This window comes from Affinirhizobium capsici, assembly GCF_977018625.1.
The window spans coordinates 364,194-389,818 of record NZ_CDRNXD010000004.1 but is presented as its reverse complement, the minus strand read 5'-3'; the positions used below and the strand labels follow the sequence as shown (position 1 = coordinate 389,818).

Sequence of the window (25,625 nt, the reverse complement as noted above, 5' to 3'; positions counted from 1 at the left end):
AAGGTCAGTTGAGGATAAACGCGGTTGCACAAGTCGATCTCCCCCCTTGAGGGGGAGATGTCCGGCAGGACAGCGGGGGTGAGGCCAAGCCCACCAACAGTTCCTGCCATAGTTTTGATCGCGGAAAGGATGGCCTCTCCATGGCAACAGTCCGTTTTATAGGTGTCGGTGATCCGAAGCCAAAGCGCAACATCAGCATTCCACCGAAGCTTGTCGCCTATTTGCAGGCAACACCGCTAACGCTGATCCTCGGCGTTTTTCTGGCACTGCCACTTCTGATGATCTTCGTCGTCAGCTTCTGGGATTATGATTTCGCCCAGATGTATCCCGATCTCCTGACCATGAACTACGCGGAAACGCTGGGCTCCTGGGTGACCTGGAAAACCTATCTCAACACGCTGAAATACGCGGCCATGGTTTGGGTCATCACCCTCTTCATCGGCTTCTGGGTTGCCTATTTCCTGGCGTTCCATATCCGCAGCACCGCCATGCAAATGGTGCTGTTTCTGGTCTGCACAGTCCCTTTCCTCACCTCCAACATCATCCGCATGATTTCCTGGATTCCGGTTCTGGGTCGGAACGGGCTCGTGAATTCAGCGCTCATAAAGGCAGGAATCGTTCCTGAACCCGTTGAATGGCTGCTCTATTCGGATTTTGCCGTGGTGCTGGCCATGGTGCATCTCTACACGCTGTTCATGGTGACGCCCATCTTCAACACACTGATGCGTATCGATAAATCGCTGGTGGAAGCTGCGCGCGATGCAGGTGCTTCCAGCTGGCAGGTTCTCACCAACGTCATCATTCCGCTGGCCAAACCCGGCATGGCAATCGGCACGATTTTTGTTGTCACGCTTGTCATGGCCGATTTTTCAACCGTGCAGGTCATGTCCGGCGGTCAAAGCGCCTCTGTTGCGCTGATGATGAAGAACCAGATGTCGCTGCTGCAATATCCGGCGGCGGCCGCCAATGCCGTCATTCTGCTGGTTCTCGTTCTTGCCATGGTGGCAGGCATTCTGCGTATCGTCGATATTCGCAAGGAGCTTTGAAATGTATGCCGATAAGCGTTCTCGCGAATTTTATATCCTTGCCTTCTTCTTCTGCATCTTCGTTCTCTTTCTCTATGGCCCGCTTTCAGCCATCGTCATTCTCTCCTTTCAGGGACCGAATGGCGGCCTTACCTTTCCGCTGAACGGCATATCCTTTCACTGGTTTGCCAACCTTCTGGAAACGCAAGCGGTGGGAGATTTCGGCGGATCCTTCCGTCGTTCCGCGATGTTGGGGCTGATGGTTATGATCGTCACCGTGCTGGTCTCGCTAATGGCTGGACTGGCTTTTCGGCACAAATTCATCGGGGCTACCGTCCTTTTCTATCTCTCGATTGCCAGCCTTGTCGTGCCTTCCATCATCATTTCGCTCGGCATCGGCGTCATGTTTCAGCAGGTTGGCATTCAGCCTGCCTGGTTTTCCTCTGCCTTCGGTGCGCACCTCACCTGGACGCTACCCTTTGGCGTGCTGATCATGTTTGCCGTGTTCAACCGTTTCTCTCCCGCTTATGAGGAGGCCGCACGCGATCTGGGTGCCACCTCCTGGCAGACATTCCGCTTTGTGGTCTTGCCCATGATTGCACCCTCCTTGATCGGTGTTGGTCTGTTCGGCTTCACGCTGTCCTACGATGAATTTGCCCGCACACTGATGACGGCAGGCACCTACAACACGCTGCCGCTGGAAATTTACGGCATGACCACAAACGTCACGACGCCCGTGCTCTATGCGCTCGGCACCGTCACCACCCTCTTCTCTTTCCTTGTGATTGCAGGAACCCTGGGCTTGATCGTCACCCTCAACCGCCGCCGGATGAGCAACTGATGAAGATCCTGCTTGTTAATCCGAATACGACGGTCAGCATGACGGAAACGGCCGCCCATGCCGCGCGGCTGGTTACCGCGTTCGGCACCGAGATTGTTCCCGCTACCTCTTCCATGGGGCCGGTTTCCATTGAAGGCTATTATGATGAGGCATTCGCTGTTCCCGGCCTGCTGCTGGAGATAGCAAAGGGTGAAAGGGCCGGCGCACAGGCCGCGATCATTGCCTGCTTTGACGATACGGGACTGGATGCCGCCCGTGCCATGGCAAACATCCCTGTTCTTGGCATCTGCGAGGCAGCGCTTGCCAGCGCCTCCTTCATCGCCCAGAAGATAACCATCGTCACGACCATGGAGCGCTCGCGGCAACCTCTCGAACATCTCGTTCGACGCTACGGCATGGCGGAGCGCGTGCATGTGCGCGCAGCTGATATACCAGTTCTTTCGCTGGAAGATCCCTATTCCAATGCGCGTGAGAAATTGTGCTATCAGATTGAGTTGGCATTGAAAGAAGATCGCGCTGAAGCCATCGTTCTCGGTTGCGCGGGCATGGCGGACCTCGCCGCTGATCTTTGCCGGAAATTCGGTGTTCCTGTCATTGATGGCGTGGCAGCTGCGGTAAAACAGGCGGAAGGCTTGATTTCCCTCGGCCTCTCCACATCCAAAGCGGGAGCCTATGCCAGACCTGTGACAAAGCCCTATGCAGGTGCGCTTTCAGGATTTGCACCGGAAGCGATGGGCATCTGACGGCAGAGAGGCTGGAAATGATTGAGGCGCCCTTCTCCGCCTAGAAGGACGCCTCGCCGGGGTGTAACCGGATAACAGCCCTGCCCTCAACCACGGGGAAGTTGGGCGCAAGGCAGGTTCCGCTCCCTCATCCCGCCTTCAACGAGCAATGAACACCGGCAAAGGCGCATCTTCGACAAGAGCTTGGGTTACCCCGCCAAACACACGCTCTCGCAGACGGGAATGGCCATAGGCCCCCATGACGATTAAATCGGCCCCGATCTGGAGAGCGTGATCCTTGAGAATTTCCTGAACCGGGCGTCCCCCACCCGGCAATTGATCAACAACGACAGTGATGCCGTGGCGTGCAAGATATGTCGCCATGTCTGCCCCCGGTTCGCCGCCGCTGGCAAGGTAGGATGTATTGGGGTCAACCATGGTCAGGTGCACTTCATCGGCATGACGTAAAATGCCGAGGGCTTCGCGTGCTGCACGACCAGATTCAGGCCTTGAATTCCAAGCCAGCAGAACTTTTCTCACCTGCATACTGGAGGAACCGGTAGCAGGCAGAAGCAGCAGCGGGCGTTGAGCATCAAAAATAGCTCCATCAATAACCGCGCCCAGCAGCGGGGAGTTGGCGCGGGTGCGCTGACCGACAATAACCAGATCGGCATAAAGGGCGCGACGGTAAACGATCTCCGCAACGAAGGGCCGCTCCGTATAAAAACGTTCAACATCGAAAGAGATTTGCGCCACTTTACAGGCGGCCTCGGCTTTGTCAGCCGCCTTATGCAGATCATCCATATCGCCGATGCGCAGATCGAGCCAGCTCACATCGACCGGATAATCCGCAAGGGTTGGAGTAACGGCTATATCCATGACCAGCACAGAAAGGTGCGCATCCATCTGCGCCGCCATATCGATGGCTCGACCAAGATCGGCCTCCTGCTCCCGGTTGCCAATAACCGCCAGCATCGTTTTAAATGACATCGCTGTTACTCCTCCTCGCTTAAGGCGGGCCACGCTTTTCTTGCGCAGCACCTGATGCGTGTAAGCTAGCGAAAATCCTAAGAGACCGTTTTGATCTTCCTCAACTTCGGACCAGGAAGCGTGAAACGAAACGCCCCGCCATCACAGGTTGGAGGGAACCAAAAGTGAGCGCCAGGCTTTCTAGCGCAAAGCTCACGCTCTGGATCATGTCGAAATCAAGCGTGATCTTGTTGAACATATGATCAAGAACGGCTAGTAATGCTGCGCTGCGAAGAAATTTGGATTTGGGGGTTCGCAGCATCCTTTAGGCTCATGCCCGAAATTTCCGACCAAGGTCGGCATACCAAAGGAGTATTCCATGACAATCTCTCAAAATAATATCGATCATCAGGACTCTATCTCTCTGGCGCAAGCGCTTGCGGAAGCTCGCCGTGCAGCTGGATACAGCTTTGAAGATCTGGCCATTGCCTCTGGTCTCACCGTGAGCGAACTTGAAGCCTTGGAAAATGGAAAAGACCAGGATCCAGCCCGCTTGAAGCGAGTGGCCTCATCGCTCCAACTCAATCATCTTGTTATTTGAGCATTTGCCGGGCAGCTTCGGTTGCCCGGCTCCTTCTCCTGAGCATATTCAATTCATGCCCATTTGCGGGTCCGATCCCCGGCGGCGGCAGATCTTACAAGCATCCAGCAACAGAAATTTTCGCTGTCCTGCGCAATAACCAGATAGGGCATGTCCGATTATTAGATTTCACCCGCAAATTCTCTTGGTGAAAAACCCCATGAAGAATCCGGCCAGCGCACTGGCAAGCACTGCCGATGTGCGACATGGCTTATCCATGGTTGTTCCTCAATAATTCCATCAGAAACTTTCGGGCTTTCACCGCATCCCCCTGTTTCGGAACGACCGAGCATTCATTATTGAACACAATTTACGTGTAATGTTGCATATCAAAACAGAATAATTCTGATAGCGTCAAAATAATATATGCGTCTTTCTAATTAAAAGACATATATCAGGCAACATATACATAGTTAAGAGCAATAATGAACAACTCAAAAACATAGAATCTAGAGAATGATTAGTCCAGGATTATGATCGATTAAAATTTGACGTTGATTCACGTAAAAACCCGCATATAGTAAAATCATAGTTAACGAAAACAAAGCTTATAAAGAAAACAATAATAATTAAGCTTAGCGTTAGCTTTATTAGCGGGAATTGTTTTCAGTAACCTTCATTAAACTAGGAGTGGGACATGCGTGCAGGAAGCGATAGCGCAAGCAGTAATAATTACGAACTTTTTCGCAGCAACAATTCGACGAGCAGTTCTTCATCCAGCAGCAGCACATCGGGCAGCAGTTCCTCTTCCAGCAGCAGCGCGGCAGGCGGTCGCTCATCGTCTAGCAGCAGCAGTGCGGCAAGCAGCGGTTCGTCGTCTAGCAGCAGCAGCGCGTCGTCTGGAAGCGGTGCTGCAAACAGTGGTAAAGTATCGCCAAATTTTGGCAATGCTGGCGCCTCTTCGCGTTCAGCAACCGCGCCAAGCAATTCCCAGTTTCGCTCTAGCGTATCCTTCAACATAAATCAGCAGCCAGGCAGAGGGCATATCGATCCGCGGACGCAAACGGCAAACCCCAAACCAGGTTTTTCATTCCACGCCAACATGAACGGCGGCGCTGCTTCCAATCAGGGCGGTCATTCGGGCATCCAGTCGCGAAGCCATGGCGGAGAGCACGGCACACTTGGCCACCAGAACGGCAACGCCCATGGACGCGGTCTGGAAGGCGGACGACAGGCTTCTCACGCAGAAGGCAGACATGAGGGACCGCATCATGGCGGCCCGGATCGGGGAGATAAGGCTCCTCACCACGGCACGCGCCCTCAAGATCACACCAGCGGCTTCCATGGTGGTCAATACCGAGGCAAGGATGCCGGAAAACACGCAGGAACTGAGGCCGGCGGGCCTCCAAAAGGAACTAAGGATCTTCATGCCTCCCATGGCGGCGCTCAGGGTTCGGCGGGCGCAAATGCAGGTAAGGGTGGCGCAAGTGCAGCCGCAGCAGCCAGCGCAGGAGGCTCAAGTGCAAGTTCCGCAGCAGCGGCTAGCGCAGGAGGGGCGAGTGCAGCTGCAGCAGCGAGCGCCGGTGGCGCAAGCGCGAGTTCTGCCGCAGCAAACGGTGCAGGTGGAGCAAGCTCTGCCGCGGCCTCGACGGGCGGAATGCAGCAGCCAAATAAAGGTAGCGCAGGCCACCCTCAATCAGGCGGGCAAACGGCACCTGCGGGAAAAAACGGTGGTTCGGCAGCTTCCGCTGGCGGCGCGAGCGCAAATGCACCTGCGGGCACGAAATCTGCATCTGTGAAGGCTCAAAGCCCTCATGGCCAGCATGGTCCCTCTGGCAATCAGCCTCAATCGGGTTCGAAAGCTCCGCAGACGGCTCAGGCACCATCCAACCTTGCCGATGGCAAGACGGCAACAGCGGCGAAGCCGGGCTCTGCAGCATCTGCTGGCTCACAGCCGACCAAATCAGCAACACAGGGTCCGGGCTACCCAAATGTGGGTACAGGAAGTCCTGCTGGCAGAGGTAACCAAACGGGTCATCCAAGCCCAATCCAGAGTGGCAAACCAAGCGGTCCAGTCAGCGGCCACCAGAATGCTGCTGCTGGCCCCGAAGTTGATCGTGCTTCCAACAATGCCATCAAGAACTGGCAGGCACACGGCAACACATCGTCCTGGCCAACCAATGGCGGCATTGGCGAAAAGGCTACGCAAGCGCTCTCGCAACGCGCTGAAGCAGGCGGCTACGGAGAGCATCTTTTCAACCCGAAGGAAGCCCAGAAAAACGGCTTTGACCCAGGCCGCACGCAATACATCGCTCAAGGCGGTCTTGCCGATCCGTCCAAGGGTATTCAGGGTAACTCTCTGGCAGCCGTGGATTTTGCACGCCAGAACAATTTCCAGGGCGTGCAGTTGAACGTTGGCTCCACGAAGGACGGCCAAGCCTACCTTTGGGATGGCAAAACTGTTGGGCCTCAAACCGGGGACCCACAAAACCGCGAACTATCCTCTTTGACGAGCGACCAGCTCTCCAAGATGTCAATGAGCAACCTGAACCCGGTGACCGGCGAACGCACACCGGCCTATGGCTTGGCGGGCGGCGCGCAGAAGCCGGAATCCTTCCAGCAGACCCTTGACTACGTGCGCGCCAACATGGCCAAGAATGGCAATGAGGCGACCAACATCATCCTTAATCCGAACGACAAAAGCTCTGCGCTCAACATCATCAATATGCTGTCGAAGCCGGAAAACGCTGATATCCGCGGCAGCTTTGGCATCAAGATCAATTCGGAAATGCTACCTTCCTTGGGCAAAGATGCCAATTCCGATATCCTGAAGCAGTTGACTGCCGCCAATGAGGCTGCCGGCAAAGATCCATCGGCACGCCTGAACATCATTCCCGTTCTGAACAATCTCAAGGATTTGTCCCAGAACGGCTTCAAGGTGACGCCAAATCAGGGCGCAGAATGGCTATCCGGCTTCAATAAGCTTGGTAATGTATCCATGGCCGAAGTTTCCCGCACGGGCAACAACAACACCATGGACGATGTCCTGAAGGCCTATCGCGCTGCAAACCCGGACCAGAAGAACATGCCGATCTCTGTGACACAGCGTCAGGAGGACTTCTCTGTCAACGGAACGCCATATGCCTATAATGACCGTGGCCAGATCACCAGCATGGCAAACAATCCGCCACAGTCGTTCAACAACCTGAAGCAGTACGGCAATATCGTGATCTCCAGCAATCCCTACGTTGCAATGCTTTCCGACAGGCAGGCAACACGAGGCTTGGACTTCGCGCAGCTTGGGATTGATCCGCGGCTTGGCTTTAGCAATGTGAACCCGGCAACCGATCTCAATGCACCTCCCGGCTTTACCGGAAAGCCTAGCTGGCAGGACACTGCCGCAACCGCCTGAGTGGAGGACATGATGCGCTGACCGGAAGGGGAACCCGCCAGCGTATCATGATCTGAAAATGAGGCCTTCCGGACAGGGGTCCGTCCGGCTTCACACTCTGGCAGCAATACGGCAGACGCCCCGGCTCTCACTGTAGGGCCGGGGCGATTGCGACTTCCACTCGATGCGGAGTGTTCGAAGACTTGAACCGCTCACGGTGATGTTGGGGCAGCCTCAATAGCAGTCCGCAGCCATTCGGCAAAATACTGGATCTTGCTGCGCCCGGGTTGCCTGACCTGCAACACATAGCGATATCCGCTCTGGCAAAAGCGAAATGGTGCTGCCTGGGGTGAGCAACCTGCGGACGTTTTGATGCCGGGTGCCAGACCCTATATTTAAACGTCGACAGGGGTACGGATCGGTTGCAAGGCGAATATCGTATTGCCAATAGCGTTCGGCAAAGGTGTGTTCGCCATGGACCTCGTACAGCAGCGTAGTACGGATAGTTGAGGCCGACTGTTCAAGAGCTTCCCGTCACGGCTTCATGGAAATGATCCTGCCTATTGCGCGTCAGGCAGGGAATTTGCCCTGACGCTTAAACATCGGCATTCCACGAAGTGTATATGAGGAAAAATGGTAGCGGGGGGCGGACTTGAACCGCCGACCTTGGGGTTATGAATCCCACGCTCTAACCACCTGAGCTACCCCGCCACGACCGCGATTTAATAGACCGTTCCGAAGAACCGCCCGACGCGATGACGGGCTTATAAAGGGATGCTCCCGGCAGTGTCAAGCGCGTGTCACACAAAAAGGAACAGAGCTTGCAAGCACCTGTGGAGCATGCAAGTCACGCGGCCTGCGGGGCTTCCAGCAACGCCTTCAGCGAAGCTTCAGCGTTAGCGGATCGTTCAGAGCGCTCAATGAAACCACCGCCCCAAACACGGGCATCTGGGCCTTCCGCCGAATAGAGAACGCAAGCCTGACCGGGCGCAACACCCGCCTCACCCATTGCGAGGTCAACATAGATTCCGCGCTCATCCACATGCAGCGTGGCCGGTGTCGGCGGACGGGTGGAACGCACCTTGGCAAAACAGGAGAAGCCACTGGCCGCATCCGCTTCAAGCGTGGAATCACCAATCCAGTTCATGTCGCGCAGATAGACGCGGTGCGTATCGAGCGCCTCCCGCGGACCCACGATCACACGGCGGCCACGCGCATCGAGATAGACCACATAAAGCGGCTCGCCAGTGGCGACGCCCAGGCCCTTTCGCTGCCCAATCGTGTAATGAACGATGCCTTCGTGGCGACCAAGCACACGGCCATCCATATGCACGATGTCACCCGCGAGCGCCGCATTCGGCTTCACCTTGTTGATGATGTCGGCATATTTGCCTTGTGGTACAAAACAGATGTCCTGGCTATCAGCCTTTTTGGCGACAACCAGCCCCATCTCCTCCGCCAGCGCCCTAACCTCAGCCTTGGACATGCCACCCAGCGGGAAGCGCAGGTAATCAATCTGCTCCTGCGTTGTAGCAAAGAGGAACCAGCTCTGGTCGCGATCACTATCAATGGGCCGATAGAGCGCCCGGCGCTGTGGCGCATCAGGCGTCGGATTGGCACGTGAGCGAATGTAATGGCCGGTTGCCAGCGCGTCTGCGCCCAATTCCTTGGCGGTCGCCAGAAGATCGGCGAACTTGACGGTCTGGTTGCAGGCAACGCAAGGGATAGGTGTCTCGCCCATGGCGTAGGCTTCCGCAAACGGGTTGATGACCGTTTCCCGAAAACGCTTTTCGTAATCAAGCACGTAATGCGGAATGCCGAGCGTTTCCGACACACGGCGTGCATCATCGATATCCTGACCGGCGCAGCAGGAACCGGCGCGATGGACGGCGGCGCCGTGATCATAAAGCTGGAGCGTGATGCCAAGGACATCATAGCCCTGGCGTTTGAGCAGCCCTGCCACCACGGAGGAATCCACGCCACCGGACATCGCCACGACGACGCGCGTATCCTCCGGCTTCTTGTTAAAATCCAGCGTATTCACAGGAACTCTCTCGATTTGGTTCGGGAAGCGCCATCCGTGCCAGTGGCGTCCAAGTCCGGCAAAGGGCGGCGGGATCGTCCGCCACCATGCATGTTTGTGCTGATATAGAAAGGAAGGGGTGCAAACGCAAGCGCGTGCGAAGAAACGCAGCCAGATCAGGATTGCATGACGCGCGTGACGCCATTAGCCGCGACCGCTGCATTCGACGTATTTGACTCCATACCTTGCGCCCGGACCTTGGGAAGAGCATCGGGATAGCGACGTTGGATATACTCCATCAGCTTCTCGCGTACCTCGCATCTGAGATCGAATGTTCTTCCGCCATCCGATGCGGAAACGAGAATGCGGATTTCAACCACGTTCTCACGAAAATCCGTAACGGCAACATTCACCACCTGACGATCCCACAGCGGCGAGTTGGCGGCGATTTCCTCTACCTTTCGGCGGATATCGGCCACTGGCACTGTGTAATCGAGATAAATCATGACGGTACCAATGAGTGCCGCCCCTTCCCGCGTCCAGTTCTGAAACGGCTTCTCGATAAAATAGCCGAGCGGCAGGATGAGACGTCGCCAATCCCAGAGCTTCACGACCACATAAGTGGAGGTGATCTCTTCCACCTTGCCCCACTCGCCTTCCACGATCAGCGCATCATCGATGCGGATGGGCTGCGTGATGGCAAGCTGGATGCCGGCAAATAGGTTCTTCAATACCGGCTGTAGTGCAAGACCCAGCACAATACCGGCGACACCGGCTGATGCCATCAATGAGACGCCATACTGGCGCACCGCCGGAAAAGTCATCAAGGCTGCAGAAAGGCTAACAGCCACGATCAATGTTGCCGCGACCCGCTCCAGGATGCGGGATTGAGTGACGTGCTTTCGGGCCAGCAGATTATCTTCCGCGTCCAGTTTGAAGCGGCGCAGATAAACCGTCATCCAGATATGCAGCGCTGTTCTAGCCACCCATCCCACAAGAGCGATGAAAGCCAGAAGCAATATCTGCCGAATGAAATCAGCCTGCGGGTCCGTCAGCGGCGCAATCGTGACCGCAGGCGATAACACCCAAACGACGATGGCAAGCCGTAATGGCCGACGGTTGCGCGAAACGAGCGACCGCCAGAACAGATCCCTCTTCGCCACGATACGGGTCAAAAAGCGAAAGACAATACGGTGGATGCAGTAGGCCACAAAGATGGCGGCTATCAGCACGATCATGCTCAGCAGCCAATCCGGCGTGACCCGGATGATGAATTGCAGAGTGTTTTCCAGTCGCTGTTCCATGAGCCAGCACTTAGTGTGCAGTGCGGGAGAAAAAAGATAAAACAGCTAACAAAACTGTGAGGCACCTGGAACGGCACGTTCACAAACCGATTTTAGCGGCAGGAGACATCATGATGAATTTCGATCTTGAACGCTTCGTCAAAGCCCAGTCTACCAGCTATTCGCAGGCGCTAAATGAACTGCGCCAGGGACGAAAGCAAAGTCACTGGATGTGGTATATTTTCCCGCAAATTGAAGGGCTTGGGCGTTCAGAGACGGCTCGCTTCTATGCGCTTTCGGGCAAGGCTGAAGCTCGTACCTATCTCGACCATCCGGTCTTGGGTGCGCGTTTGCTGGAAACAACAGGGGCTATGCTCACCCATTCCTCACAGAGTGCCTATGCCATCCTCGGCTCACCAGACGATCTTAAATTTCGATCATCTATGACGCTCTTCGCAGCGGTCAGCGAAAAGGGCTCGCCTTTCGAGCGAGCCCTTGATGTGTTTTTCGATGCAGAACCGGATCAAGCGACCCTTGATCTGCTGAAGGCTTAATCCGTGCCCTGAATGGCCGAAAGCTTCCAATCTTCACCCGGTTTGCGAACGAAGGTCCAGATTTCGGTCGATTCCGTCGGGGTGGAAGGATCGCCGTGAGCGACCGCGCCTGTGTTGCGGTTACGCATGACATCAACGCTCTGATAACGCAGCGCGACGGTTGCGAATTCCTGACCGTTTTCACGCCAGGATTCAGCCAAATCGCCCTGCAAGAGCTGAACATCCGTGACGTCGTTGCGAACACCTTGTGTTGCGTTTTCACCCAGCTCCTCAGCAAGGTAAGACATGGCCTCAGGCGTGGCGAGAGCGCGAAGCTTGGCATAATCTTCCGCGCCGTAAGCGGTCTGTACATCCTTCAACAGCGCCTCGAAGCGATCAAGATCAGCATTGGTGATGCCGATTTCATCGGTCGCCTTCGACGCAACACGAGGACGCGACGCCGCAGCACTTGCCGCCGCCGTTGCACCCGCGCCCATTTGAGGGATCTTGAAACCGGAGCCCTGCGCATTTGGCGCATCATAGGCGTAGCGGCCTGCATTACCAGCACTCGGGCCAGAAGCTGGCTGCGAGCGACGTGCAAACATGCGCATCAGGAAGAAGATCAAACCGCCAATGAGCAGCATTTGGAACAACATGCCAAGCATACCGGCCATGCCGCCAAAGCCATTACCCATCATCATGCCGAAAAGACCACCGAGGAACAGGCCACCCAGGATGCCGCCTCCAAAGCCACCAAACAGCCCACGTCGTGCCTGCTGCCCAGCTGCCTGCTGGCCCGCTGCCATTCCGGGGTTTGTTGCGTTGTTCTGCTGTGTGTTCGGCGTCATCGAACGCTGAATAGGTGCAGATGTACCGGGCGCGGTATTGGTGGAAGGCGGCGCAGAATAGGTGCGCGTGCCACGGCTGCCGAAGCCGCTGGAACCAGCACGGCGGGCCTCAGCGAAGTCAACGGCAGCAAGAGACACGACCAGACCGATGGCCATCACCGATGCGACGTGCTTGAAGCGCCGAAGCTTTGAAAACATTTCTCTCTCCTCACATGCCCGTCCTGTGCGGGCGTCGGAGTTACATATAGAGAGTGTGTGATCTCAGTTTTAGTGGCAGTCGCTCGTTCTGACGTGCTTTTGATCAAAAGTGCGCGATGAAAAGCCCGGCAGATACCGATCTACCGGGCTTTGACAGTTGAGATGTGGTTTTATCAGTCGACGTTGAACGTCAGCGGCTTTGCCTGCTTGATGGCAGCATTGGCAGTCAGCTGGTCCAGCACGGCCTTGTCTACGGTGCCATCAACATAAAGAAGCGCGATAGCATCGCCGCCTTCCTTTTCACGGCCCAGCTGGAAGTTCGCAATGTTGACACCGGCATTACCGAGCGTGGTACCCACAAAGCCGATCATGCCTGGAACATCCGTGTTGGAGATGTAGATCATGTCGGCACCCACATCAGCATCCATATTGATGCCCTTGATCTGGATGAAGCGTGGCTTGCCATCGGAGAAGACGGTACCGGCAACAGAGCGGGACTGCTTTTCAGTCGTAACCGTCAGCTTGATATAGCCATCATAAACGCCTGTCTTATCCCGCTTGACCTCGGACAGAACAATGCCCTTTTCCTTGATCATGATCGGAGCGGAAACCATGTTCACATCCGCCACCTGGTTGCGGATCAGGCCCGCCAGCAGTGCAGATGTCAAAGCCTTGGTGTTCATGCCAGCCGTCTGGCCGTCATACAAGATTTCGATAGCCTTGATCGGGCTCTCCGTAACCTGACCGGCAAAAGAACCCAGCACATCGGCGAGCTTGATGAACGGCTTCAGGATCGGCGCTTCTTCAGCCGTGATGGACGGCATGTTGATAGCGTTCGAAACGGCGCCCTTTACCAGATAATCCGCCATCTGTTCGGCAACCTGCAGTGCTACGTTTTCCTGAGCTTCCGTGGTGGAGGCACCAAGATGCGGCGTGCAGACAACGTTCGGTAGACCGAAGAGCGGGCTTTCCGTGGCAGGCTCAACCTCGAACACATCGAAACCAGCACCAGCAACATGGCCTGACTTGATGGCTTCTGCGAGCGCTGCCTCATCCACGAGGCCGCCACGGGCGCAGTTGACGATGCGAACGCCCGGCTTGGTTTTTGCCAGAGCTTCCTTGGAAAGGATGCCACGAGTTTTGTCCGTCATCGGCACGTGCAGCGTAATGAAATCCGCCTGCGCCAGCAGCTCATCCAGCTCAACCTTGGTCACACCCATTTCCTGAGCACGCTCGACCGAGAGGAAGGGGTCGTATGCCAAGACGCGCATCTTCAGGCCGATGGCACGTGAGCAGACGATGGAGCCGATATTGCCGGCGCCAATGACGCCAAGCGTCTTTCCGGTAATCTCAACACCCATGAACTTCGATTTTTCCCACTTGCCAGCTTGCGTGGAAACGTCGGCAGCGGGGATCTGGCGGGCAACAGCAAACATAAGCGCGATTGCATGTTCAGCAGTCGTGATGGAGTTGCCGAAAGGCGTGTTCATCACGATGATACCGCGCTTGGAGGCAGCCGGAATATCGACGTTATCGACGCCGATCCCCGCGCGGCCAATCACCTTCAGATTGGTGGCAGCGGCAATCAGCTTCTCCGTTGCCTTCGTGGCGGAACGGATGGCAAGACCATCATAATTGCCGATAACTTCAGCAAGCTTATCCTTGTCCTTGCCAAGCTTTGGCTGGAAATCCACTTCAACGCCGCGATCGCGGAAGATCTGGACGGCGGTTTCAGACAGTTCGTCGGATACGAGAACGCGAGGTGCCATGAGAGGCCTCCTTTAAAAGAGCTCAAGCGAAAAGGGGAATGATTGTTCAGTCAATACGACCCCGCCTTTGGCGGCAGGGCCGAGAATGCCAGATCAGGCAGCAGCCTTGGCAAGCGCTGCCTTCTGCGTTTCAAACGCCCAGGACAGCCACGGCATGACAGCCTTCATGTCAGCCGTTTCAATCGTTGCACCGGCCCAGATGCGAAGACCCGAAGGAGCATCGCGGTAGGCACCGATATCGAGAGCGACATCTTCCTTTTCAAGAAGGGAAACAATACCCTTCGCAAAGGCAGCCTGCGCATCCGCATCAAGAGCCGCAACCTGCGGATCAACGATCTTGAGGCAAACGGAAGTATTGGAACGCGTGGCTGGATCAACGGCGAGGTTGGCAATCCAGTCATTGGCGTCAACAAAATCGAAGATTACCTTGGCATTGGCATCAGCCCGCGCCACCAGGGCATCGAGACCACCAAGCGACTTCGCCCACAACAGCGCGTCGATATAATCTTCAACGCAAAGCATTGAGGGAGTATTGATGGTTTCGCCGGTGAAGATGCCTTCAATCAGCTTGCCGCCCTTTGTCATGCGGAAGATTTTCGGCAGCGGCCATGCAGGAACGTAGGATTCAAGGCGCTCCACAGCACGGGGGCTGAGAATGAGCATGCCGTGACCGCCCTCACCGCCTAGCACTTTCTGCCAGGAGAAAGTGACAACGTCGAGCTTGGAGAAGTTCATGTTCTGGGCAAAGGCAGCCGAAGTGGCGTCGCAAATGGTCAGGCCTTTGCGGTCAGCCGGGATGAAATCTGCATTCGGCACGCGAACACCAGATGTCGTGCCGTTCCAGGTGAAGACGACATCACGATCGAAATCGACCTCGGCGAGGTTCGGAAGCAGGCCGTAATCAGCCTCGAACTTGCGAACATCCTTGAGCTTCAACTGCTTGACGACATCCGTCACCCAGCCAGCGCCGAAGCTTTCCCAAGCAACCATGTCCACACCACGCTCGCCAAGCAACGACCACATGGCCATTTCGACAGCACCGGTATCGGATGCAGGCACGATGCCGATGCGGTAATCCGCAGGCACGTTCAGAATTTCACGGGTAAGATCAATGGCCTGCTTCAGCTTAGCCTTGCCCACTTTGGCGCGGTGCGAACGACCGAGCGGGGCATCAGAAAGCGCTTCGAGCGACCAACCGGGGCGCTTCGAGCAAGGGCCAGAAGAGAAATGGGTATTATTCGGACGTACGTCCGGCTTCGCGAGATCCGCCATATGGCTATCCTTCCAGATAGAAAGCCTCTCGTTGGGGAGAGGTGTCCCGCCGTCGCTTCTAGTGGAATGAGCCGCTCTCGTCAAGGCAGCGGTCGAATATTCAGAAAATCACATGGCGCTTGTAAAACTTGACCTGAATCAACAAGTATCTCGCCGCCTTGTTTTATGAAGAGGAAGTAGGCGCGAGGGAGGAAGCGCCCATTCATTCAACGGCTGTCAGCACAGCAACCAGCCCAATCGAGGCACGACCATGACCATTGAAACACTTTATAGCCCCTCACCTGCGCAGCCTGCCAAAAACCAGAGCCGATACTTTCTTCCAGCGCTTTCCGTTTTTTACGAAAAGTTTGCGCAACCCTTCGCCTGGACGGCCTTTCGTGTCGCCATTGGCGGCATGTTGATGGTTGAAGGCTACCCAAAAATCATGGCGCCGATGGCGCAAGTGGGCTTTGTGGAAAATCTCGGCTTTTATCCGGGCTGGGTCTGGTCGCCGGTTCTCGCGGCCATGCAGTTTTTCGGCGGAGCCATGATTGCAATTGGACTGCTCACCCGACCGATTGCCTTGGCCAATGCGGTGATGCTTGCCATCACATTATGGTTCCACTTTGCCTTTCCCTATGGCCACACATTGCTGACTGACAACGGCATCGCAGCCCTCGCCTCCGGCAGCGATCTCTTCACACCCAATGGTGTCAAGCGGCTTGCGGATGGCGGTACTAAGTTCCTGGAACAGGTACAGACCAAGGCCGAACTGGCATCGCTTTTCTGGTGCGGCGGCGCCTTCTTCTACGCAGCGTTTGGCGGCGGATACTGGTCGATTGATAAAAACCTGCTCAAGCGGGAATTCTAACCTGGATTAAAACAGAAAGGCCGCTCCTTGCGGGGCGACCTTTTGATTTTCAGTGCGTTCTGACGTTTACTTGTAGACGATTGGCTGTGCTGGCTCTTCCGGCACGTAGGGGGCCTGGCAGCCGCCGAAAAGGTAACGCGCGCCAACACGAGCTTCGTGGACGTTGATGCCCTTGTCGAAGCCGGGACCACCATTCTGGGCCCAGCCAAACATGTCACCACCTTCAATATGGCGGTAACGATAGCCAACATCAGCCTTGATGTTGCAGGTCACATCGATCGTTGCACCGGCCATCAGCGCATAGGTAAAGCGCCAGCTGCCCTTGCCGCCATGTTCGACCGTGTCATCGCAACCGCTGCCGTCATCGGCGCAAGAGGTGTTGCGAAGCTTGTCCCACTTCACATAGGTGCCGCCGAGACCGGCGCCGACATAAGGCGTGACATAGCCATAGGTACCGAGATCGACATAGGCGTTGGCCAGAAGGCTATAGGCTTTCATATTGGCAATGTCGCTGGATGTGCAGGGGCCGACGCAAGCGCCAAACGGCGCGCCGCCACCCACTGTGGAGCCATTGAATTTGCTCTTGGAGAGATAATCGAATGTCAGGTCGGTGCGCAGGTAGTTGTTGACCTGATAGCCAACGCCCGCACCCACGGTGAATGCATCGCGGAGACCGGAAGATGCGAAATCAACCCGCTGGCTGGTATCATTACCCTGATAAAAATTAGCGCCGCGCAGCTTGTTGAAACCATAGCCGACATCGCCACGCAGATACCATCCACTGGAGGACTGCTGAACGGTCACTTCCGGCGCATCGAGCGGCACCTGTTCTGGCTGTGGCTGGTAAAGATCTGCCGAATGCGCCGCCCCCGCCAACAAGGCGAGTGCCAAAGCGCCGATCAGGGTATTCCTCATTTCGTGAACTCCAGGTTCAAGCTCCTTGCGACGCACAGGCGGCGAGGACGATTACACTGGAGAGGATCATTAACGATAAAGGTTAAGGAGCCATTAAGGCTAATATCCCCCTAACAAAAAGCGATAACTGTTCTTAATATTAATATTTACGCGTATTAAAAAAGCCTGCACCGAAGTGCAGGCTTGAGTATTGGATGAAGCTGATGACGTTTAGGCTGCAGCACTTCGAACATTACCGATGACGCTTACCAGCTCACCCACAATGCGTTCGACCTGGGCTCGATCGTCACCTTCCGCCATAACGCGAATAAGCGGTTCGGTACCGGATGGACGAATAACAAGACGTCCTTTCTTGCCCAGTTCAGCTTCAGCGCTCTCAATGGCTTGAATAACAACAGGATCTTCCAGCGGCTTGCCGCCAGAGAAACGAACGTTCTTCAAGAGTTGCGGCACTGGCTCAAACCGACGGCACACTTCACTCACCGGCTGGCCGGTTCGTTTCACGCGAGAGAGCACCTGCAGTGCTGCCACAAGCCCATCACCTGTTGTGCCAAAGTCAGACATAACAATATGACCGGACTGTTCGCCACCCACGTTGAAACCGTGCTGGCGCATGTGTTCAACCACATAGCGGTCACCCACCTTGGTGCGCGCAAGACCGAGCCCCTTCTTCTTCAGGAAGCGCTCCAGCCCAAGATTGGACATGACCGTCGCGACAATTCCGTTGCCGCGCAGCTTCTCATCCTCCAGCCAGCTTTCGGCAATGACGGCCATCAACTGGTCGCCATCGATGATCTGGCCGTTTTCATCCACGATGATGACGCGATCCGCATCGCCGTCCAGCGCAATGCCGATATCAGCCCGTACTTCATGAACCTTCTTGCGCAAGGCATCTGGGCTGGTCGAACCGCAATCGAGATTGATGTTCGTTCCGTTCGGGGTGTTGCCGATCGTGACGACATCCGCGCCCAATTCCCAAAGAGCCGTAGGCGCGACCTTATAGGCCGCACCATTGGCGCAATCGATAGCGATCCGCATACCTTCGAGCGTCACGTCACGCGGCAATGTCCGCTTCACGAATTCGATGTAGCGATAGATATCGCCATCCACGCGCTTGGCCCGGCCGATTTCATTCGGCTTGGCAAGCTGTGAATAGATATCCTTTTCAAGCAATTCTTCGATCTGCTGCTCGAGCTCATCGGACAGCTTATAACCATCCGGGCCAAACAGCTTGATACCATTATCCTGGAACGGATTGTGGGAAGCCGAAATCATCACGCCGATATCAGCGCGCAATGAGCGCGTCAGCATTGCGACGGCAGGTGTAGGGATTGGGCCAAGCAGGAAAACATCGAGCCCTGCTGCGGTAAAACCTGCAACCAGCGCATTCTCCAGCATGTAGCCGGAAAGACGCGTATCCTTGCCAATGACCACGCGGTGACGGTGATGACCCCGACGAAAAATGGTACCAACCGCAATGCCCACCCGCATCGCAAGATCTGGCGTCATCGGGAAAACGTTGGACTGACCACGAATACCATCGGTGCCAAAGTAACGGCGTGTCATGAATGCTCCTTGGGTAGCCCGGATGCGCACGGGCACATCAATATAATGAGAACCAGCCTGCAAAGCGAACACGCGCACGGCTGAGATCTTGCTCTTGGCATAGTTTCACAAGCAAGACACGTAAAATACCGCGAAAGTTGATTATATAGCGTTACCAAATCCCCATGAAAAAGGGCCGCCCGATGGCGACCCTTTGCATCCAAACAATGTTGGAGGATTAGTGCGGTTGCGGCTCCAGGCCACCTTCCGCTTCACCATCCTTCGGCTCATCCTTTTTGGAACCTGCCTTTGGCACAGCGGAGCCACGTGCAGATGGCGTGTCATCGCCCATATCACGGGCAGGTTTTTCGCCGCGAATGAGCGCCTTGATCTCCTCGCCGGACAGGGTCTCATATTCGAGGAGACCCTCCGCAAGCGTGACGAACTCGTCGTGCTTGTCTGTGAGAATGCGGCGCGCTTCCGTATAGGCTTCATCGATCAAGCGACGAACTTCGTTGTCGATCTTCTGAGCCGTTGCTTCAGAAACGTTCTTGCTCTGCGAAACCGAATGCCCGAGGAAGACCTCCTGCTGGTTTTCACCGTAGGCAACCTGCCCAAGAATATCCGAGAAACCCCACTGCGTTACCATGGCGCGGGCAAGCTTGGTGGCCTGCTCGATATCGGAAGATGCACCAGAGGTGATGTTTTCCTTGCCGAAGGTCAGCTCTTCCGCAACACGTCCGCCCATCATGATAACCAGACGCGACACCATCCACTTGTAACTCATGGAATAGCGGTCACCTTCCGGCAACTGCATAACCATGCCGAGTGCACGACCGCGCGGAATGATTGTTGCCTTATGCAGCGGGTCCGCCACCGGCACGTTCAGGGCAGTAATCGCATGGCCAGCTTCGTGATAGGCAGTGAGCTTCTTTTCCGCCTCGGTCATGGCGGAAGAACGGCGCTCCGCACCCATCATGATCTTGTCTTTGGCGTCTTCGAACTCCTGCATGGTGACAAGACGCTTATTGCGGCGTGCCGCCATCAAGGCTGCTTCGTTGACCAGGTTCATCAGGTCCGCACCGGAGAATCCAGGCGTACCACGAGCAAGGGTCTTCAAATCGACATTCGGGGCCAGCGGTACATTGCGGGCATGCACCTTCAGAATGCGCTCGCGACCGACGATATCTGGGTTCGGAACAACGACCTGACGGTCGAAACGGCCTGGACGCAGAAGAGCTGGGTCAAGCACGTCCGGGCGGTTCGTCGCGGCGATCAGGATAATGCCTTCGTTCGCCTCGAAGCCGTCCATTTCAACGAGCAACTGGTTCAACGTCTGCTCACGCTCATCGTTACCGCCGCCCAGACCGGCACCGCGATGGCGGCCGACGGCATCGATTTCATCGATGAAGATGATGCAAGGCGCGTTTTTCTTCGCCTGATCGAACATGTCGCGCACGCGGCTTGCGCCAACACCGACGAACATTTCGACGAAGTCAGAACCGGAAATGGTGAAGAATGGGACGTTGGCTTCGCCAGCAATGGCGCGTGCCAGAAGCGTCTTACCCGTACCGGGAGGACCGACCAGAAGTACGCCGCGCGGAATGCGACCGCCGAGACGCTGAAACTTCTGCGGGTCACGCAGGAATTCCACGATCTCTTCCAGATCGGACTTCGCCTCATCGACGCCAGCCACGTCTTCAAACGTCACGCGCCCATGCGCTTCCGTCAAAAGCTTGGCCTTTGATTTGCCAAAGCCCATGGCACCGCGGGAACCACCCTGCATCTGGCGCATGAAGAACAACCAGACACCGAGGATCAGCAGCATGGGAAGAAGCGTGCCGATATAGCTGAGGAAGCCGGACGAACCATCGGACTCGGGGCGCGCTACGATGGTAACGTTCTTCGACTGAAGGCGCTCGATCAGCGTGTCATCGACAACTGGCGAATAGGTCTGAAAGCCTGTGCCGCCCTCTGTATACGTTCCAACCACGCGATTACCGGTGACAACAACATCGCGCACGCGGCCTGAATCCACATCGCGCAGAAACTGCGAGTACGGAACCTCGCGAGAATTCGTCTGCGTGGGCGCAGTCTGGAACATGCTGAACAGAGCGATCAGCAGCAAAGCTATAATCGCCCAAAGGGCGAAATTACGAAAGTTTGGGTTCATCGAACTCCCCGGACATTGACAGCCCGCTTTACGCGAGCCGCCTTTCTTGGTCCTTAACATAGGTTCCCCGAAGGCCCTTGCCAAGGCGAGTGGCACGGCAGATCATGTTTTTGAGCGCAAAGCGTTAAGTGGAGATGGCTTAAATCGAGCCAAACCCATCGCATGAGCAATAGAATTGGCAATTGCGAGGTCAAATACAGGAAGAAATTCCATCCAAGGCCGAAGGATTGGATGAGCCGACACCGCTATGATATTGCCGGTAGAGACGCTGTGAAACTGCCACGAAGCCTGCCATGCCGCCTCCGCGACGGCGGGGGGAAAATGATTGAAGGCACCCTTGGTCAGTACATCTTCACGGGTGTTCACAGATTTGTTTGCGGATAGCATAAAACGACCGTCCCAAAGGGTCGTCTCTCCGGTGTCCAACAGGAGTTTTCCAAAGCTCCTCGTCTCGCGCACCAAATAAAGTCCTTGCTTTTTTGCGGTGAGCAACACGCGCCCAAGCGTGTAACAAAACCGCTCATGATGCCTGATACGAGCGACAATCTGTCCCAGTGCTACAGGAGGCGGACCGTGCTCGCGCCCGCCCATAACCGCAATCAAGGAAGACAGAGCAACCTGCAGAACGTCAGGCTCAACGGTTTCCCAGTCCACGGGCAAATGAGCGACGAGCTGATGCTGCAGGTTAAGATTTCTAGACAGCCACTCGGCTGCCGATTGAGCCAATCTTTCGCGCTCAGCCTGTGCAGCTGTCATCAGCCCCATGCGATGAATGGCCTCGTCATCTCCCATGCCTGACAGTTGCAGACGCGTGCGGACTCGTTCGGAAGCGCGGTTTTCATTCGAGGGGTCGTCAGTCCAACCTTCACCAAGCTCCTGCAGAAATGCCCTTATAGGCTGGCGACGTGTTTGAAGAAATGGCCGCACCATCCAGATTTTCTGGTGAAGAAGCACCGATGATGCCATGCCAGCATCGCCAGATCGAAAGGTGCCCTGCCCCGCTTCGGCTGTCGCGCCACGGGCTTGGCGCATGGCTACGGTTTCAAGCTGATCGTCCAGAGTATGGCCGGTGAGGAGCGCGTCAGCACCCAGTCTATCTGCCAAATCCGTCAGTAATTGATATCGAGCGGTACGCGCGGCAGCGGCAATACCAGTCTTTGGCTTTTCACCCACCCAGGAGAGAATCGTGTGGTCGATCGAATAGCGTTGGCAAAGGGCCGAAACCTCTTCTGCCTCTTGTCGCGCTTCGGGGCGAAGACCGTGATCAACAGTGGCAGCAGAGAGCTGGATTTGATCAGGGAAGTGCAGTCGGACACGCTCATGCAGCGCCAATAAAAGGCCGGTTGAATCACTGCCGCCAGAAATCGCCACAAGAAGACGCGCAGGCTTTCTCAACTGCTCCAGGAGACGGTCAATCGCCTCGACCGGAGAAAGCAGCCTGGCAGGCGCATCGACGCCGTTGGAACTCAAGTTCAACAGCTCAGCCGCTTCAACTCACTCGATACTTTTGCAGTCACCGGCTTGGATGCGGAAGGATAGCGCTTCGGCACTTCGCGCAGTGTTGCACAGGCTGTCTCGCGATTGTCGAGGGCGGCAAGCGACATCCCGAGTTTCAGCAGCATTTCAGGTGCCTTTGGCGAGGTGCTATAGGTCTGATGCGCGTTGAGGAAGGTCTTGGCAGCCTCATTATACTTGGCTTGCGAATACTGTGCCTCACCCAGCCAGAAGCTCGCGTCGGCTGCGCGCGCACTCTTCGGGTAGCTTTGCAGATAGGAGGTGAATTCGGTTTCGGCGGTTTTGTAGTCGCCGGAAAGGATGTGGTTATAGGCGGCGCGGTAGCTATCGCTTTCCGTACCAAGCGATGCAGTTTGCTGAGTCTTCTGCGACGAGGTGCCCGTATCGACGCCCGGCAGGGCAGAAGAATTGCGCGCATTCGGGTTTGCTTTCGCACCGAGTGGACGACCGCTCGGATCAACCTCAAGAGAACCCAGCGTTGTTGCCCCTGGCGCAGTCGTGGATGACGCGGAGGGATTGGCACCGGCGGAGCTGTTTACCCCCGCCGAAGCGCCTGGTTCGTCGATGATTGTGGCAATTTCATCGTTTTTTTTTGAGCCGGCTGCCGGAGCGGCAGCAACTGAAGGTGCAGAAGATCCGCCACCGGAGCTTTTTTCCATCTCCTGGAAGCGGAATTCATTGTCTTCCTGCGTCTTGCGCATCTGCTCCTGCATCTGCAAAAGCTGGAAGCTCATTTCTTCGACACGGCCATTCAACTGGCGGATCGTCTCTTCCAACTGCTGGATGCGAACGGATTCGCCCGAGCTTTGAGCCAGGATAACCGGCTGGCGCTGTTGTGCCACTGGCTGCTGGCGCGCTGGCTTTCCTTCAAAAATATTGCCGAGCGAAAATGCGCTCGCGTGGCTCGTGGTAGCCGCAAGCCCTAGCATCGCTGCCAGAACAAGTTTCTTCATGATGTCCGTCCTGCTTGTCGTGAAGTGCGCATTCGTGTGGCGCTTCATGAGAGTTTTCAATTACAGGCAATGGCAACTGTTAAGTTGCAAGAGAGCGTGCAACTTCGGCCAAACTATGGAGAAACGAAAAAGGCGGTGCGTGGATAGAAACTGAACCAGTTTCGCCAAGCAACCGCCCTGTTCATTCACCATCAGGCGAAGCGATTACATTCCGGCGCCGCCGAGAACGGTAACAGCGCGACGGTTCTGCGACCAGCAGGAGATGTCATCGCAAACTGCGACCGGACGTTCTTTGCCGTAGGAGATGGTCTTCATACGGTTTGCAGGTACACCGCGCGATACGAGGTAGTCACGCGTTGCAGCAGCACGGCGTGCGCCAAGTGCAAGGTTGTATTCGCGTGTGCCGCGTTCGTCGGCATGGCCTTCAACAGTGATCGCGTAGCGCGGGTAGCGCTGTAGCCACTGAGCCTGACGATCAAGCGTCTGCTGCGCATCAGCGCGGATCGACGTGGAATCGGTGTCGAAGAAGATGCGGTCGCCAACATTGACCGTGAAGTCCTGGCTAGAGCCCGGTGTTGCCGCACCAGCGCCACCGGCGCCAAGACCAAGTTCACCGGCGCTGTTGGGCAGGTTCTTCTTGTTGGCGCAACCAGCGAGTGCCAAAGCCAAAGTCAGGGCAATAACAGCAGGATTACGAGCGAGGTTCTGCATGCGGCTCATTGCCGGGGTATGGGTGCGGCTCATAGCCGGTCTCTCCTTGATCAGAATTTCATCGTTGCCAGAGTCTAACCGTTCTCGGTTAATGCCTTGCCAACGGTTATGGTTAACAATCCCCTACCGGACCAGTTCCTTCCGCATTTTCAGCATAATGCGGCAGGAACGTGGCACGGACTGTCATAATCACGTCACTATTCGAGAAGCGGCGACCAAGCCGGGTCGGATGCGAAAGCCGGTGTTTTGACCTGCTGTTCGTTATAACCCGTAAGATCGATGGAATAGAGCTGCGGACCGCCTGCACCCGCATTCTGGCGGAAGAACATCAGCACGCGGCCATTCGGTGCCCATGTCGGGCCTTCATTGTGGAAGCCTGTGGTCAGGATACGCTCACCCGAACCATCCGGCTTCATCACACCGATGGAAAATTTGCCGCCGGACTGCTTGGTAAAGGCAATCAGATCTCCACGAGGCGACCAAACGGGCGTCGAGTAGGAGCCGTCGCCGAAAGAGATACGTGTCTGGCCAGAGCCGTCGGCACCCATAACGTAGAGCTGCTGGCGACCGCCACGGTCACTTTCAAACACGATCTTTCCGCCATCCGGTGAATAAGACGGCGACGTATCAATGGCTGCCGTATTGGTGAGGCGAGTTGTCGTACGCGAACGCAGGTCCATGGTGTAGATGTTGGAGTTGCCATCCTGCTGAAGGCTCATGATGACCTTCTGCCCATCCGGCGAAAAGCGCGGCGAGAAGGTCATACCCGGGAAGTTGCCCACCACTTCACGCTGTCCGGTCTCCAGCTGCAACAGATACACGCGCGGCTGCTGACCTTCGAAGGACATGTAGGTCACCTCCTGACGGTTCGGCGAGAAGCGCGGCGTCAGAACGATATCCTTGGCATTGGTCAGCATACGAACATTGAAGCCGTCCTGGTCCATGATGGCCAATTGGCGCTGACGAGCCGTTTTCGGGCCGCTTTCGGACACGAACACGACACGTGTATCGAAGTAGCCGTTCTCGCCCGTGATCTGCTTGTAGATCGCATCAGCAATGATATGGGCCACGCGACGCCAGTTTTCCGGCTGCGTGAAGAACTGCTGGCCCGTCATCTGGGTGCCGGCAAAACTATCCCAAAGGCGGAATTCCGCGCGCAAGCGGCCATCGCCTTCGCGGGTCACCCGACCTGTGACAAGCGCCTGAGCATTGATCGCCTTCCAATCCTCAAAACGTGGCATCTTGTTTGGATCGGAAATCTTTTCGATAAAGGCTGCCTTGTTAACCGGCGCAAACAGACCGGAGCGCTGCAAGTCTGCGGCGATAACGCCAGAGATCTGCGCACCCAGCTCATTGCCGGAGATGAAGTCGGTGATTGCGATAGGAAGCGGCTCGACATTACCGCGATTGATGTTGATTTCCACGCGAGCATAAGCGGGCGCGGCAAACATCACGGCCATTCCAGCAAGCGCCAGCATGACGCGGATGAAAGATCGTTTCAACATGGTT

The 25,625-nt window shown here is 56.1% G+C and carries 21 protein-coding genes and 1 tRNA gene; 7 read left to right on the top strand and 15 right to left on the bottom strand.

Translation table 11 applies throughout. The features are described 5' to 3' along the window. Window positions 1–140: 140 nt before the first annotated feature. From AC0JZ1_RS05250 to AC0JZ1_RS05240, 3 genes are read left to right on the top strand one after another with little or no spacing between them, the layout of a single operon-like run. The gene (locus tag AC0JZ1_RS05250; protein WP_471881367.1) at window positions 141–1,046 is read left to right on the top strand and encodes an ABC transporter permease; all 906 of its coding nucleotides are present in this window, start codon (window positions 141–143) and stop codon (window positions 1,044–1,046) included. 1 nt (window position 1,047) lies between these two features. Continuing rightward, window positions 1,048–1,866: an ABC transporter permease gene (locus tag AC0JZ1_RS05245; protein WP_471881366.1), complete on the top strand. Its 819-nt coding sequence runs from the start codon at window positions 1,048–1,050 to the stop codon at window positions 1,864–1,866. Beyond that, complete coding sequence (locus AC0JZ1_RS05240; protein ID WP_471881365.1) at window positions 1,866–2,609, top strand: aspartate/glutamate racemase family protein; 744 nt, start codon at window positions 1,866–1,868, stop codon at window positions 2,607–2,609. Before AC0JZ1_RS05245 ends, AC0JZ1_RS05240 begins: the two co-directional genes overlap by 1 nt. Window positions 2,610–2,747: 138 nt before the next feature. Here AC0JZ1_RS05240 and AC0JZ1_RS05235 read toward each other — a convergent pair whose 3' ends face one another. Then, window positions 2,748–3,578, bottom strand: coding sequence for a universal stress protein (locus AC0JZ1_RS05235; RefSeq protein WP_471881364.1), 831 nt, complete (start codon window positions 3,576–3,578; stop codon window positions 2,748–2,750). 358 nt (window positions 3,579–3,936) lie between these two features. Here AC0JZ1_RS05235 and AC0JZ1_RS05230 point away from each other — a divergent pair, with 358 nt between their 5' ends. Beyond that, on the top strand, window positions 3,937–4,158 hold the full coding sequence (locus AC0JZ1_RS05230; protein ID WP_471881363.1) for a helix-turn-helix domain-containing protein: 222 nt from the start codon (window positions 3,937–3,939) through the stop codon (window positions 4,156–4,158). Window positions 4,159–4,869: 711 nt separating this feature from the next. On the opposite strand, the gene AC0JZ1_RS05225 is transcribed toward AC0JZ1_RS05230, so the two are convergent. Further along, window positions 4,870–5,157, bottom strand: coding sequence for a hypothetical protein (locus AC0JZ1_RS05225; protein ID WP_471881362.1), 288 nt, complete (start codon window positions 5,155–5,157; stop codon window positions 4,870–4,872). An 82-nt stretch (window positions 5,158–5,239) separates the two neighbouring features. Here AC0JZ1_RS05225 and AC0JZ1_RS05220 point away from each other — a divergent pair, with 82 nt between their 5' ends. Next, the gene (locus tag AC0JZ1_RS05220) at window positions 5,240–7,549 is read left to right on the top strand and encodes a hypothetical protein (protein ID WP_471881361.1); all 2,310 of its coding nucleotides are present in this window, start codon (window positions 5,240–5,242) and stop codon (window positions 7,547–7,549) included. A gap of 613 nt (window positions 7,550–8,162) precedes the next feature. Here AC0JZ1_RS05220 and AC0JZ1_RS05215 read toward each other — a convergent pair. The 3 genes from AC0JZ1_RS05215 to AC0JZ1_RS05205 form a co-directional block, all read right to left on the bottom strand. Beyond that, window positions 8,163–8,239: transfer RNA gene (locus tag AC0JZ1_RS05215), tRNA-Met, on the bottom strand. 136 nt (window positions 8,240–8,375) lie between these two features. Continuing rightward, on the bottom strand, window positions 8,376–9,572 hold the full coding sequence (gene mnmA / locus AC0JZ1_RS05210) for a tRNA 2-thiouridine(34) synthase MnmA (protein WP_471881360.1): 1,197 nt from the start codon (window positions 9,570–9,572) through the stop codon (window positions 8,376–8,378). Between the two features lie 155 nt (window positions 9,573–9,727). Further along, entirely contained in the window at window positions 9,728–10,855 is a 1,128-nt protein-coding gene (locus AC0JZ1_RS05205; protein WP_471881359.1) for a mechanosensitive ion channel family protein, read from the bottom strand. Between the two features lie 113 nt (window positions 10,856–10,968). Between AC0JZ1_RS05205 and AC0JZ1_RS05200 the strand changes: the two genes are divergently transcribed. Next, a complete protein-coding gene (locus AC0JZ1_RS05200; protein WP_471883362.1) occupies window positions 10,969–11,388 on the top strand; it encodes a DUF1810 domain-containing protein in 420 nt (139 codons plus the stop codon). Here the strand turns inward: AC0JZ1_RS05200 and AC0JZ1_RS05195 are convergent. The 3 genes from AC0JZ1_RS05195 to AC0JZ1_RS05185 all read right to left on the bottom strand — a co-directional run bounded on the left by AC0JZ1_RS05195 (window position 11,385) and on the right by AC0JZ1_RS05185 (window position 15,454). Next, window positions 11,385–12,413, bottom strand: coding sequence for a Tim44 domain-containing protein (locus AC0JZ1_RS05195; RefSeq protein ID WP_471881358.1), 1,029 nt, complete (start codon window positions 12,411–12,413; stop codon window positions 11,385–11,387). The two genes, AC0JZ1_RS05200 and AC0JZ1_RS05195, sit on opposite strands and share 4 nt — an antisense overlap. 173 nt (window positions 12,414–12,586) lie before the next feature. Further along, complete coding sequence (serA, locus tag AC0JZ1_RS05190; RefSeq protein WP_471881357.1) at window positions 12,587–14,182, bottom strand: phosphoglycerate dehydrogenase; 1,596 nt, start codon at window positions 14,180–14,182, stop codon at window positions 12,587–12,589. Between the two features lie 93 nt (window positions 14,183–14,275). Continuing rightward, window positions 14,276–15,454: a phosphoserine transaminase gene (locus AC0JZ1_RS05185; protein WP_471881356.1), complete on the bottom strand. Its 1,179-nt coding sequence runs from the start codon at window positions 15,452–15,454 to the stop codon at window positions 14,276–14,278. Between the two features lie 250 nt (window positions 15,455–15,704). Here AC0JZ1_RS05185 and AC0JZ1_RS05180 point away from each other — a divergent pair, with 250 nt between their 5' ends. Continuing rightward, the gene (locus AC0JZ1_RS05180; protein ID WP_471881355.1) at window positions 15,705–16,304 is read left to right on the top strand and encodes a DoxX family protein; all 600 of its coding nucleotides are present in this window, start codon (window positions 15,705–15,707) and stop codon (window positions 16,302–16,304) included. Between the two features lie 66 nt (window positions 16,305–16,370). Here the strand turns inward: AC0JZ1_RS05180 and AC0JZ1_RS05175 are convergent, their stop codons facing one another. The 7 genes from AC0JZ1_RS05175 to tolB all read right to left on the bottom strand — a co-directional run bounded on the left by AC0JZ1_RS05175 (window position 16,371) and on the right by tolB (window position 25,621). Next, window positions 16,371–17,219, bottom strand: a complete 849-nt coding sequence (locus AC0JZ1_RS05175; protein WP_471881354.1) for an outer membrane protein — start codon at window positions 17,217–17,219, stop codon at window positions 16,371–16,373. 210 nt (window positions 17,220–17,429) lie between these two features. Beyond that, window positions 17,430–18,785: a phosphoglucosamine mutase gene (gene glmM, locus AC0JZ1_RS05170; protein WP_471881353.1), complete on the bottom strand. Its 1,356-nt coding sequence runs from the start codon at window positions 18,783–18,785 to the stop codon at window positions 17,430–17,432. Window positions 18,786–19,002: 217 nt separating this feature from the next. Next, entirely contained in the window at window positions 19,003–20,937 is a 1,935-nt protein-coding gene (gene ftsH / locus AC0JZ1_RS05165; RefSeq protein WP_471881352.1) for an ATP-dependent zinc metalloprotease FtsH, read from the bottom strand. A 102-nt stretch (window positions 20,938–21,039) separates the two neighbouring features. Further along, on the bottom strand, window positions 21,040–22,407 hold the full coding sequence (tilS, locus tag AC0JZ1_RS05160; protein WP_471881351.1) for a tRNA lysidine(34) synthetase TilS: 1,368 nt from the start codon (window positions 22,405–22,407) through the stop codon (window positions 21,040–21,042). A 2-nt stretch (window positions 22,408–22,409) separates the two neighbouring features. Continuing rightward, window positions 22,410–23,405 (bottom strand): tol-pal system protein YbgF, encoded by a 996-nt coding sequence (gene ybgF / locus AC0JZ1_RS05155; protein WP_471881350.1) that lies wholly within the window; start codon window positions 23,403–23,405, stop codon window positions 22,410–22,412. 204 nt (window positions 23,406–23,609) lie between these two features. Next, window positions 23,610–24,149 (bottom strand): peptidoglycan-associated lipoprotein Pal, encoded by a 540-nt coding sequence (gene pal / locus AC0JZ1_RS05150; RefSeq protein ID WP_471881349.1) that lies wholly within the window; start codon window positions 24,147–24,149, stop codon window positions 23,610–23,612. A 164-nt stretch (window positions 24,150–24,313) separates the two neighbouring features. Next, a complete protein-coding gene (gene tolB / locus AC0JZ1_RS05145) occupies window positions 24,314–25,621 on the bottom strand; it encodes a Tol-Pal system beta propeller repeat protein TolB (RefSeq protein ID WP_471881348.1) in 1,308 nt (435 codons plus the stop codon). Between the last annotated feature and the right edge of the window lie 4 nt (window positions 25,622–25,625).

Bases quoted from the DNA above. Each gene is read 5' to 3' on its own strand.
- ybgF (WP_471881350.1), bottom strand. From the start codon at position 23,405: ATGAAGAAACTTGTTCTGGCAGCGATGCTAGGGCTTGCGGCTACCACG.
- AC0JZ1_RS05200 (WP_471883362.1), top strand. From the start codon at position 10,969: ATGAATTTCGATCTTGAACGCTTCGTCAAAGCCCAGTCTACCAGCTAT.
- pal (WP_471881349.1), bottom strand. From the start codon at position 24,149: ATGAGCCGCACCCATACCCCGGCAATGAGCCGCATGCAGAACCTCGCT.
- AC0JZ1_RS05180 (WP_471881355.1), top strand. From the start codon at position 15,705: ATGACCATTGAAACACTTTATAGCCCCTCACCTGCGCAGCCTGCCAAA.
- AC0JZ1_RS05185 (WP_471881356.1), bottom strand. From the start codon at position 15,454: ATGGCGGATCTCGCGAAGCCGGACGTACGTCCGAATAATACCCATTTC.
- AC0JZ1_RS05230 (WP_471881363.1), top strand. From the start codon at position 3,937: ATGACAATCTCTCAAAATAATATCGATCATCAGGACTCTATCTCTCTG.
- AC0JZ1_RS05175 (WP_471881354.1), bottom strand. From the start codon at position 17,219: ATGAGGAATACCCTGATCGGCGCTTTGGCACTCGCCTTGTTGGCGGGG.
- ftsH (WP_471881352.1), bottom strand. From the start codon at position 20,937: ATGAACCCAAACTTTCGTAATTTCGCCCTTTGGGCGATTATAGCTTTG.
- AC0JZ1_RS05195 (WP_471881358.1), bottom strand. From the start codon at position 12,413: ATGTTTTCAAAGCTTCGGCGCTTCAAGCACGTCGCATCGGTGATGGCC.
- AC0JZ1_RS05250 (WP_471881367.1), top strand. From the start codon at position 141: ATGGCAACAGTCCGTTTTATAGGTGTCGGTGATCCGAAGCCAAAGCGC.
- AC0JZ1_RS05225 (WP_471881362.1), bottom strand. From the start codon at position 5,157: ATGTTGAAGGATACGCTAGAGCGAAACTGGGAATTGCTTGGCGCGGTT.
- glmM (WP_471881353.1), bottom strand. From the start codon at position 18,785: ATGACACGCCGTTACTTTGGCACCGATGGTATTCGTGGTCAGTCCAAC.
- AC0JZ1_RS05235 (WP_471881364.1), bottom strand. From the start codon at position 3,578: ATGTCATTTAAAACGATGCTGGCGGTTATTGGCAACCGGGAGCAGGAG.
- serA (WP_471881357.1), bottom strand. From the start codon at position 14,182: ATGGCACCTCGCGTTCTCGTATCCGACGAACTGTCTGAAACCGCCGTC.
- AC0JZ1_RS05240 (WP_471881365.1), top strand. From the start codon at position 1,866: ATGAAGATCCTGCTTGTTAATCCGAATACGACGGTCAGCATGACGGAA.
- AC0JZ1_RS05220 (WP_471881361.1), top strand. From the start codon at position 5,240: ATGAACGGCGGCGCTGCTTCCAATCAGGGCGGTCATTCGGGCATCCAG.
- AC0JZ1_RS05245 (WP_471881366.1), top strand. From the start codon at position 1,048: ATGTATGCCGATAAGCGTTCTCGCGAATTTTATATCCTTGCCTTCTTC.
- AC0JZ1_RS05205 (WP_471881359.1), bottom strand. From the start codon at position 10,855: ATGGAACAGCGACTGGAAAACACTCTGCAATTCATCATCCGGGTCACG.
- tolB (WP_471881348.1), bottom strand. From the start codon at position 25,621: ATGTTGAAACGATCTTTCATCCGCGTCATGCTGGCGCTTGCTGGAATG.